The sequence below is a fragment of the Martelella sp. genome (genome assembly GCF_984369615.1).
This window is the reverse complement of sequence record NZ_CFHTCS010000193.1, coordinates 1-8,342: the sequence shown is the minus strand read 5'-3', so window position 1 is coordinate 8,342 and position 8,342 is coordinate 1. Positions and strand designations below refer to the sequence as shown.

General features: G+C 62.7%; 6 protein-coding genes and 1 pseudogene. All 7 read left to right on the top strand.

Annotated features, from left to right (window positions below; all coding sequences use genetic code 11):
- On the top strand, positions 1-1,754 hold a 1,754-nt coding region (locus AC5DC2_RS14965), incomplete at its 5' end, for an ABC transporter substrate-binding protein (protein WP_491699047.1).
- Positions 1,755-1,862: 108 nt separating this feature from the next.
- A complete protein-coding gene (locus AC5DC2_RS14960; RefSeq protein WP_491699046.1) occupies positions 1,863-2,849 on the top strand; it encodes an ABC transporter permease in 987 nt (328 codons plus the stop codon).
- Positions 2,850-2,856: 7 nt separating this feature from the next.
- Positions 2,857-3,993, top strand: coding sequence for an ABC transporter permease (locus AC5DC2_RS14955; RefSeq protein WP_024709477.1), 1,137 nt, complete (start codon positions 2,857-2,859; stop codon positions 3,991-3,993).
- An 8-nt stretch (positions 3,994-4,001) separates the two neighbouring features.
- Entirely contained in the window at positions 4,002-5,042 is a 1,041-nt protein-coding gene (locus AC5DC2_RS14950; protein ID WP_197489643.1) for an ABC transporter ATP-binding protein, read from the top strand.
- Positions 5,039-6,094 carry an ABC transporter ATP-binding protein gene (locus AC5DC2_RS14945; RefSeq protein WP_491699045.1) on the top strand — a complete coding sequence of 352 codons (1,056 nt, stop codon included), beginning with the start codon at positions 5,039-5,041 and terminating at the stop codon, positions 6,092-6,094. Before AC5DC2_RS14950 ends, AC5DC2_RS14945 begins: the two co-directional genes overlap by 4 nt.
- Positions 6,091-7,347, top strand: coding sequence for an HAD family hydrolase (locus AC5DC2_RS14940; RefSeq protein ID WP_491699044.1), 1,257 nt, complete (start codon positions 6,091-6,093; stop codon positions 7,345-7,347). The genes AC5DC2_RS14945 and AC5DC2_RS14940 overlap by 4 nt, the downstream gene beginning before the upstream one ends.
- Positions 7,340-8,342 (top strand): annotated as a pseudogene (locus tag AC5DC2_RS14935) (hypothetical protein); the annotation flags it as partial. The gene AC5DC2_RS14940 and the pseudogene AC5DC2_RS14935, both read left to right, overlap by 8 nt.

Genomic DNA, 8,342 nt, shown 5'->3' with positions numbered 1-8,342 from the left:
CCGTGGTCGATGCCGTCGAGGTTGGCGAATATGGCGGTGTCTGGCACCGCGCCTATCGCGGTCCCGGCGATCGCTGGGGGCCGACCAAGCTGCTGGAAGAGCGCGTCCTGAAATATGTGCCCGACGCGGACGGCAACATCACGCTGGTGCCCGCCTATATCGAGAGCTACTCGGTCAACGAAGATTCCACTGAATTCACCTTTACCCTGCTTGAGGGGCTGAAATGGTCCGACGGCGCGCCGGTGACCACCGAAGATGTCGAATTCTGGTACAAGGATGTCTTCCTCAACAAGGCGCTGACGCCGACGATCGATCCGACCTTCTCGCCGGGCGGCGAGCCGATGAAGCTCGAGGTCAAGGATGACCGCACCTTCACCGTCAGTTTCGCCCAGCCCTATGTCTACTTCCTCAATATCCTTGCGAAGGATTCGACCGGCGAGCCAAGCCTGGACCGCCCGTCCTTCCTGTTCCCCAAGCATTATCTGAGCCAGTATAACGACCATTACGCCAGCGCTGAGGATCTCTCCAAGGCGGCAGAGGAATTCGGCGTCCAGCGCTGGAGCGATCTCTGGGGCTCGAAGGGACCGGTCACCTCATGGTGGCAGAATCCGGACCTGCCGGTCATCACCGCCTGGAAGATCGAGACGCCCGCGCCGGGCAATGTCGTCACCATGGTGCGCAACCCCTATTACTGGGCCGTCGACCAGGAGGGCAACCAGCTTCCCTATATCGACCGCATTGAGCATCGCCTTTTCGAGGCGGCGGACTCGTTCAACCTGATGATCGTTCAGGGCCAGATCGACATGCAGATGCGCTACGTCAATTCGAGCGACTTCACCTTCTACAAGGAGAACGAGGAGAAGGGCGGTTACCACGTCGGCACCTGGAAATCGGCGAATGTCTGGTCGTTCGTGCCGAACCTCAATGTACAGGACGAGCAGCTGAGCAAGCTTTTCTCCGACAAGGACTTCCGTCACGCGCTCTCCGTCGGGATCGATCGTGAAACGATCAACGAACTCGGCTTTGCCGGTCTCGGCGAGGCCCGCTCGGTGTCCCCGATCTCCGGCTCGCCCTATTTCAATCCCGAATGGGAAACGCACTGGACGGAATATGATCCCGATCTTGCCAACGAGCTTCTGGACCAGATCGGCCTGAGCGAGCGTGACGATGATGATTTCCGCCTGCTTCCGAACGGCAAGCGGCTGCAGATCGTGGTCGAGGCCTATCAGGATTTTGCGGCGCCGATACTGGAGATCGCCGCCGACTATTATCGCGATATCGGCATCGAGCTGTTGCCGCGCATCATCGACCGCACCCAGTGGGACGACAACCGCGACAACAACAACTTCCAGATCCAGTACACGCCCGTCGACCGCCTCTCGGTCGTCTCCGCCGACCCGCGCAACATCATGGGCAATGACAGCTACGCCCAGCAATATTACGCGTGGTACGAGACCGACGGCGAAGCCGGTATCGAGCCGCCGCAGGATGCCGTGATCCGGCAGATCTGGGCGGATTGGGAGAAGGCCTCCGTCGCCGGATCCATGGAAGAAGCCGATGCCGCGCTCAACAGCATGATCGGCGCCTTCGTCGACGAAGGCTATGTCATCGGTCTGGTCGGCGAGGTTTCCATCCCGGTCATCGTGAAGAACGACTTCATGAATGTCCGCAACGGGCTTGTCGAAGACGACATCACGCGCGGCGTGGGCCTTGGTCAGACCCAGCAGTTCTGGATCGACCAGAACAAGCAGTAACCGACAGGCAAAGCTCCCTCCCGAGCAAGGGTTCCGCGAGAATGCGGAACCGGCCGGCCGCCCGTTTGTCCGCGGGCGGCCGGTGGGTGGCAATGCGGAGAGCAGACGATGGCAAACTTCCTCTGGCGACGGATTCTATGGGCGATTCCAACCCTGATCGTCGTTTCCTTCATATCCTTCATCATCATTCAGCTTCCGCCGGGCGATTATGTCACCGCCTATGCTGCCGAGCTTCGCAACAGCGGTGAATACATCACCGCCGCCCAGGAAGATGCAATCCGCACGCAACTCGGACTGAACGATCCGATTCTCGTGCAATATGTGCGCTGGATCGGCAATATCGTGCTGCATGGCGATTTCGGCCAGTCCTTCCACTGGAACGCGCCGGTCTCCGAACTGATCTGGGGCCGCCTGGCGCTGACGCTGTTGCTCTCCTCGCTGTCCCTGGTGTTCACCTGGATCATCGCCATCCCGATTGGCGTCTATTCGGCCCAGCGGCAATATTCGATCCTGGACTATGTCTTCACCGTGTTCGGTTTTCTCGGCAAGGGCATTCCCGATTTCCTGCTGGCGCTGATCCTGATGTGGATCGGATTTGCCTGGCTCAACATCGATGTCGGCGGCCTGATCTCGCCGCGTTTCGAAGGCGCGCCGCTGTCGCTGGCGAAGATCGGCAACATCCTGGAACATGTCTGGATCCCGATCGTGGTGCTGGCGACCGGCGGCGCGGCCGGCCTCATCCGGGTGATGCGGGCCAATATGCTGGACGAACTCGGCAAGCCATACGTGGAAACGGCCTATGCACAGGGGCTTTCCGAGCGCCAGGTGGTCTGGGGCTATCCGGTGCGCGTCGCGCTCAATCCGTTCATCTCGACGGTCGGCTGGGCGTTGCCGGCGCTCTTTTCCGGCGACGTCATCACCGCCGTCGTGCTCAACCTGCCGACCACGGGACCGCTGATGCTGCAGGCGCTGAAGATGCAGGACATGTATCTCGCCGGCGCCTTTATCCTCATCCTCAGCGTCTTCACCGTCATCGGCACGCTGCTCTCCGACATTCTTCTTGCGTGGTCCGACCCGCGCATCCGTTACGCGTGAGGCCTTCATGACCTACGAGACTTCCGTTTACGCAGAAGAAAACGAACTGGCGACGGCCGAACAGGGCATCTACACCGCCAACTCCTGGAAGCTGATGTGGTGGCGCTTCCGCCAGCACCGGCTCGCGCTCGTGTCCTTGATCTTTCTGGTGTTTGCCTATCTCGTCGCGATCTTCGCAGAGATCGTCGCGCCCTATGCGCCCGATTCCATCGAGCGGCTGGAAACCTTCGTGCCGCCGCAGATGGTCCGCGTCATTCATGACGGCGAACTGACGCGCCCCTTCGTCTATGAGCTGAAGCGCACCCGGGATCCGGAGACGGCGCGCGTCACCTATGTCGTGGACAAGTCCAAGCCGCTGCCGATCAGGTTCTTCGTGCATGGCGAGAAATACAGGTTCTGGGGCATCTGGAAGGCCGACCTGCATCTCTTCGGCATCGATGCCCGCCGCCAGAAGGTCAATCTTCTGGGCACGGACTCCCTTGGGAGGGATCTGTTCTCGCGCCTCGTCTACGGCGCGCGCGTGACCCTGTCGGCCGGCTTGATCGGCGTGTTCTTCGCCTTCGTGCTCGGCCTCTTCTTCGGCTCCATCTCGGGCTATTACGGCGGCTTCATCGACACGGCGATCCAGCGCATGATGGAGTTCATCCGCTCCGTGCCGACGATTCCGCTCTGGATGGGGCTTGCGGCGGCCCTGCCGATCGCCTGGAACCCGCTCTTCGTCTATGTGCTGATCACCCTCATTCTGGCGCTGATCGGCTGGACGCATCTCGCCCGCGTCGTGCGCGGCCGTTTCCTCTCGCTGAAATCCGAGGACTACGTGATGGCCGCCCGCCTTGCCGGCGCCTCGGAATACCGGGTGATCACAAAACACATGCTGCCGGCCATGACCTCCTATATCATCGCGGCGATGACGCTCGCCGTGCCGGAGATGATTCTCGGCGAGACGGCGCTGTCCTTCCTCGGTCTCGGCCTCAGGCCCCCCGTCGTCTCCTGGGGCGTGCTTCTGCAGGATGCGCAGAACCTCCGTTCCATCTCGCTCGCCCCCTGGCTGCTTGCGCCCGGACTTGCCGTGGTCGCGGTCGTGCTGGCCTTCAATTTCCTCGGTGACGGCCTGCGTGACGCGGCCGACCCCTACGGACAATAGGTTTTTCCATGCTGGACAAGACGAACAACAAAATGCCTCCGGAGCGGCTCCTGCAACTCGACGGCGTCGAGGTCGCCTTCAAGACCCGCGACGGGCTGGTGAAGGCTGTCGACGGCGTCAACTATCATGTCGATCGCGGCGAGGTGCTGGGCATCGTCGGCGAGAGCGGTTCCGGCAAGTCGGTCACGGTCAGGGCGATCATGCGGTTGCTCGCCAGGAATGCCGAGGAAGGCGAGGGGGAGATCCGCTTCAATCCGGACGGAGACACAGAATACCGGCTCGACGGGCTGAGACGCGACAGCCGGCTGATGCGGCAGTTGCGGGGCGGACGGATCGGCATGGTCTTCCAGGAGCCGATGACGGCGCTTTCGCCCGTGCATTCGATCGGTACCCAGATCATGCGCACCGTCATGCTGCATCGTCGCGTCGGCAAGGAGGAGGCGCGCGCCCGCGCGATCGATCTCCTGGCGCGCGTGCAGCTTCCCCAGCCGGAACGCCTCGTTGACAGCTACCCGCACCAGCTTTCCGGCGGCATGCGTCAGCGCGCCATGATCGCGCTCGCGCTCTCCTGCGATCCGGCGCTTCTGATCGCCGACGAGCCGACCACGGCGCTTGACGTCACCACCGAGGCGCAGATCCTCGAGCTACTGAAATCGCTTCAGCAGGAACTCGGCATGGCGATCGTCTTCATCACCCACAATTTCGGGGTGGTCGCCGACATCGCCGACCGGGTGGCGGTGATGTATCTCGGCCGCGTGGTGGAGACGGGGCTTGTCGATGACATCTTCTACAATCCGCAGCACCCTTACACGCGGGCGCTGCTCGGGTCCATTCCGCGTCTCGGACAGAAGAAACAGAGACGGCTGAGCGTTATCAAGGGCTCGGTGCCCGACCCCTACAACATTCCCTCCGGCTGCGTGTTTCACACCCGCTGCGATTACGCCGATCCATCGGTCTGTTCCGTCAGAACGCCGCCGCGCGTGGCTTTCGATCGCGGACAGGAGGCGCTGTGTCACTTTGCCGGAAACCTGCCGGAGGCCGGACAATGAGCGACGCCCGCAGCAAGACCCTTTCCATGCCCGACGACGTCCTGATCTCCGTGCGCGGGCTGAAAAAACATTTCACCGTCAAGGGCGGGAAGAAGGGGCGCGAGCTGAAGGTGTTGCGCGCCGTGAATGACGTCAGCTTCGACATCCGCAAGGGCGAGACCTTCGGCCTCGTCGGCGAAAGCGGCTCGGGCAAATCCACCGTCGCTCGGCTGATCCTGCGCGCCTATACCCTGACCGGTGGCCAGATCCTGTTTCGCGAACATGACGGGCAGGTGATCGATATCTCGTCGATGAGCGACAAGGAGTTGCGGCCGGTGCGGCGCGAGATGCAGATGATCTTCCAGGATCCCTATTCCTCGCTCAATCCGCGCATGACGCTGCTTGATCTGATCGGCGAGCCGATGGTGGTTCATGGTTATTCCAAGGACCAGATCGCCAAACGGGTGGGGGAGCTTCTGTCCTTCGTCGGCCTGAGACCCGAATACGCGACGCGTTATCCTCATGCCTTCTCCGGCGGCCAGCGCCAGAGGATCGGCATTGCCCGTGCGCTGGCGCTTTCGCCGGCTTTCATCGCGGCCGACGAGGCCGTCTCGGCGCTCGATGTGTCGGTCGCTGCCCAGAACATCAATCTCCTGCAGGACCTGCAGGAGCAGTTCAATCTCACCTATCTGTTCATCACTCATGATCTCGGCATGGTCGAGCACATCTCCGACCGGATCGCGGTGATGTATCTCGGTGAGATCGTCGAAATCGGGGAGACCGACCGACTGTTCTCCCGTCCGCGCCATCCCTATACGGAAGCGCTTCTGGGCGCCGTGCCGCAGCCCGATCCGCGCAAGCGTTCGTCGGAGAGGCGCGGCGTGCTCAAGGGCGAGGTGCCGGATGCCTCCGACCCGCCCTCGGGCTGCGCCTTTCACCCGCGCTGCGCCTATGCGACGGAGCGCTGCGCCGCCGAGAAGCCGGAGCTTCGTGAGGTCGATGGCCGTGCGGTACGCTGCCATTACGCCGAAACGCTGACGCTTCGGGGCGTCGCAGACGGGGCGGAGGCATGACCCTGTTTTCCGTTGCCGATCCCGCGCCGCCTGCGGGCGTGCGCGACGCGGACTTCGCGCTTGCCGAACGGCATCGCCCGGCGCTGATGCTGGATCATGCGGAACCGGCGCCGCCGCTGGCGATGGGTTACAGCGTGGTCCGGGAGGCTCAAAAGTCTCCGTCGTCGAAATATCGGCTGATGCCGCCTGAAGGCGGGGCCGTGATCGAATATGCGATCTGGCACGACTGGGATATCCAGCATCTCTACGACCTCGAGCATGTCTGGGTCCATATCGACCGGCAGGGGAACGTCGTCCGGGTCGAGGGTTCGATGCATGGCATGCGGGTCTCTATCGATGACGGCAGCGGTCTGCCGGAAATGCGCAACGGCCGGCCGGTGCTTTATGTGGAGCCGGGCAAGCATGCGCTCTGGGGCGTTGACCGGATCATGCGGTTCATGGGCGGTTCGAAAATTGCGCAGATGTGCGGCCGCGAGGCCGGCACAGGCGGCATTCATGCTGGCAACGCATTTGCCGAGGCCGGCGCCTGGAGCGCTTCAGCCAGGGAACACCGTTTGGCAAGGCTCGCCATGAAACGCGCCGCCTTTGTCCCGCGCTTCGCATTCGCGGCGGCCGAAGAACCGGTCCTCATGCCGTGGAAAACGCTTGAGGCCTGGATCCCCGCACGGATGAGGGCGCTGATTGCAGCGCTTCCCGGGAGGGTGCCGCATCTCTCCGCCGTGTTTCTCGATTGCGGCGACACGCTGATCGACGAGGCGACCGAGGTGAAGAAGCCCGGCAGCGAAGTGGTAACCGAGGCGGACGAAATTCCCTTCGCCATGGACGCGGTTCGCACGCTCCACGGGCTCGGTTACAGGTTGGCGCTGGTCGCCGACGGCCCGCGCGAGACCTTCGAGAACATGCTGAAGCCGCGCGGGATCTGGGACTTGATGGAATGTCACGCGATTTCGGGCGATGTCGGCCAGAACAAGCCATCGCCGAAGATGTTTTCCGCAGCCCTTGCCGGCCTTGGTCTCGGCGACGGCGAGCGGTCCCGCATCGTCATGGTCGGCAACAATCTTGCCCGCGACATTCGCGGCGCGAATGATTTCGGCCTGATCAGTCTCTTTGTCGGCTGGTCGCAGCGGCGCACGCACGAGCCTGTAGATGCCTCGGAAGAGCCGCATTTCCGCATCGAGCGGCTCGACCAACTGGTTTCGAGGATCGAGGCCATCGAACTTTGCCTGCCTGTCCGGGAGAATGCCAATGTCTGAACGCGCGCGCTTTGTCACTCATACGGGCGAGACCGTCACGGCGTTCGCCCTGGGGCGGCTGGAGGCGGGTTATTATCCTGGCACGGCGACGCGCGGGGTGGACAATGTCGACTACAAGTTCGTCAACGGCTTTGTCGATGTCGGCGAATTGCCGTGCCGGACCGCTGTTCGCGCCGAAATCGCCGGCCGCAAGGTTGCGCTCGATGATGATTTCGAGATTGTCTCGACCAATCTTCCGGGCTTCAATCGCAGGCTGGAATTCTCCGGCTTCTGGCACCGTCCGACGCGGCTTTCCCGCTGGGTCCGCACCCGGCTCGTTCCGCCGAAAGGCGGAGACTTCCGCTTCCGCCTTGCCACCTGCGGCGGCGTCCACGTCTTTGTCGACGGCCGGAAAATCGCTGCCTTCGAGCCCTATACGCGCAATGCGGCAGAGGAGAAGGAAATCTTCCTGCCGCTTGCAGCCGGCGGCTCCGATCTGGTCATGCTGGTGGAGGAGATCGCCGAGCGCGACACCAACTATTTCGTCGAACTGACCTGGCTCGGCAAGGGGCCGCTCGCGGCGGAAGTGCCAGGCAACGCCGATGGCGAAACGCTCGAAATGCTGATGGCGCTTGCCCGCGACATTCGTCCGGCGCGCGTCGCCTTCGGCGAAGGCGATGAACTCCGCCTTGTCGTCGACCAACCTGCGGCGGCGGCGGTCACAATCGAGGCGAAGGTGCACCAGAGCGTCCACATGCGCCATCTGCCGCCACTCTTCGAGGCCGTATCGACGCTTGCGGCTGGCGGGAAGGAGGCGTTCCAGCCCTTCCCCCTAAGGGTGCCCAGAGGCTGGGGGCCCTGGGCGGGCACCAGAGCATGCAAAACACCATTGGTAGCCTGCGATGTTCTGGTATGTTCTGGTGTCCGACTCCGCAGTCAGAAGCACATGAGAAGTTCCCAGGAAAGCCTGAAAGACGATTTGTGCAATACACCTTTTCGTCAGTGGCCGTCCAGAT